This is a genomic window from Stenotrophomonas sp. 2YAF22, assembly GCF_052114665.1.
GTDB lineage: Bacteria > Pseudomonadota > Gammaproteobacteria > Xanthomonadales > Xanthomonadaceae > Stenotrophomonas > Stenotrophomonas indicatrix.
Map to the genome: position 1 here is coordinate 1 of NZ_JBFRFE010000664.1, position 2,317 is coordinate 2,317.

A 2,317-nucleotide genomic window follows, 5' to 3' on the forward strand; every position below is an offset into this window, starting at 1 on the left:
GAAGTAGCGCTGCAGGAGATTGAAGACGAGAAGGCGCGCTTCCGCCAGGCCGGCGTTGCCTACACCCGGCCGTGGCTGTTCCTGATGTCCGATGGACAGCCCACGGACGCCTGGGAAGCGGTGGCCGAGCAGTGCCGCGAGGCCGAGCAGCAGAACAAGGTGGCAGTGTTCCCGATCGCCGTCGGTAATGCCGACATGAGCGTGCTGGGTCAGTTCAGCCGCAATGGCGAGCGCGGCGTGAAGCGCCTGCAGGGCCTGCAGTTCAAGGAACTGTTCCTGTGGCTGAGCGCCAGCATGCGGGTGGTCTCCAATTCGACGCCCGGTGGCCAGGTGCAATTGCCGGCCACCGACAGCTGGTCACAAGTGCCGGTCTGACCATGGCCTGGCGCGTGATGGCCGCATYGGCCACGGGACGGTCCCATCTGGACCGCGGGCAGCCCTGCCAGGACGCCTATGCGTCGGTGCAGGTGGGGCAGACATTGGTTGCGGTGGTCTGCGATGGCGCAGGCTCCGCATCGCACAGCGATGTGGGCGCCCGGCATGTATCCAGCAGCGTGGCGGCGTCGGTTACCGGGTCCGCGCAGCTCGGCGCCGATCCACTGGCACTGCCGGTGGACGCGCTGCGCAGCATCATCGAAACCGCTGTCGACGATGCGCGCGGGCAGCTGGCGATGCTTGCGCTGAGCCAGGGCCTGAAGCTCTCCGACCATGCCTGCACGCTGGTAGGGGCGGTCGCTACGCGCGATGGCGGCTGGTTCTTCCATGTGGGCGATGGCGTGGCCGCCTGTGCGTTCAGCAATGAATCGCCCGATGCGGTATCGCTGCCCGCCAATGGCGAGTACGCCAACGAAACCTGGTTCGTGACCGGTGGCAACTGGCGCGAGCAGCTGCGGTTGACCCGCTTCGAAGGGGCCATCGATGCGCTGGTGCTGATGTCCGACGGCGTGCAGCCGTTTGCGATGTCGCGCGCGGGCGACAGCCTGTTCCAACCGTTCATCGCACCGGTGATCCGTTATCTGGCCGGCGTGGACGAGACCCACGGCAGCCAGGCGTTGCACGCGACGCTGGCCGACCCGCGCACCGATCAGATCACCGGCGACGACAAGACGTTGCTGGTCGCGCTGCCGGCCTGAGCACATGCCCGGGCGCAGCGGCGAAAAGGTCTACGACGCGCAGCGCAGGCCGCTCACCCTGGAGCGGTTGCTCAAGAGTGGCGGTGCGGGCAGCGTGTTCACCCTCAAGGAGCGGCCGCGCGAAGTGGCCAAGCTCTACCATTCGGACAAGGACGCGCGCGTCTACGAGCGCAAGCTGCAGGCGATGCTGGAGCTGCAGCCGGACCTGCCGCCGATGGAAGGGCAGGGGGCCGACCAGGTACAGATTGCCTGGCCGATGACCCTGCTGCGGGATCGCAGTGGGCGTTTCATAGGCTTCACCATGCCGATCCTGGATCTGTCGGCCACCAGCGATCTGGAGCATGTGCTGCAGGAGCGGCAGGCACGCGCCGAGGGCCTGCCTACCGGCCTGGGCGCGAAGATGACCTTGGCGGCCAACCTGGCGGTGATGCTGGCTGCGCTGCACCGGCGGCAGCACTATGTGGTCGACCTCAAGCCGCTGAACGTGCGGTTCTATCGCAGCACCTTGTTCATCGCGATGCTCGATTGCGATGGTTTCAGCATCCAGGGCAAGGGCGAGCRCTTCCCGGCCGGGCAGGTCACTACCGACTATCTGGCGTCCGAGTTCCAGCAGCCGGGGGTGAAGCCGGGCCAGGAGGAGGCGCAGGATCGATTCGCGCTGGCGGTGATGGTGTTCCAGCTGCTCAATTCCGGCCTGCATCCGTATGCGGGCCGGCCGCAGGGGGCGACGGTGCCCAGTGACCTGCCGGCGCGCATCGCCGCCAACCTGTACCCATATGCGCGCGGCAAGCCGCATCCGCGGATGTTGCCCTCGCCGGTCAGCGGCCATGAGATGTTCCCGCCGGCACTGCGCGACATGTTTGATCGTGCGTTCTCGGCGCAGGCGCGGCGGCGGCCTTCGGCGCAGGAATGGGCCACGCTGCTGCTGGACTACGCACGGCGCAACGCCGGTCAGCTGGTGGCGTGCGGCAAGGATGCGGCCCACCAGCATTTTGTCGGCATGCCCTGTGCCGCCTGCGCCCGCGCCGAACTGCTGGCCGGCAGCGCACGCGCGGCGCAGACTCGCACGCGGCAGAAACCGAACAAGGCCCGCAAGCAGCGTGCACGCACCGCCGCGCGCGTCGCCCAGGCGCAGCCGGTCGCCGCGCAGGCATCGGCGGCCAGCGGCGTGCCCGGGGTGATGT

Annotated in this window: 3 protein-coding genes; all 3 read left to right on the forward strand. The window is 68.3% G+C overall.

Annotated features, from left to right (window positions below; genetic code table 11):
- A partial coding sequence (locus AB4Y84_RS19655; protein ID WP_442250723.1) for a vWA domain-containing protein occupies positions 1-375 on the forward strand: 375 nt, incomplete at its 5' end.
- A gap of 17 nt (positions 376-392) precedes the next feature.
- Complete coding sequence (locus tag AB4Y84_RS19660; RefSeq protein WP_442250724.1) at positions 393-1,133, forward strand: PP2C family serine/threonine-protein phosphatase; 741 nt, start codon at positions 393-395, stop codon at positions 1,131-1,133.
- 4 nt (positions 1,134-1,137) lie between these two features.
- Positions 1,138-2,317: hypothetical protein (locus AB4Y84_RS19665; RefSeq protein ID WP_442250725.1), on the forward strand; the 1,180-nt coding region annotated here is incomplete at its 3' end.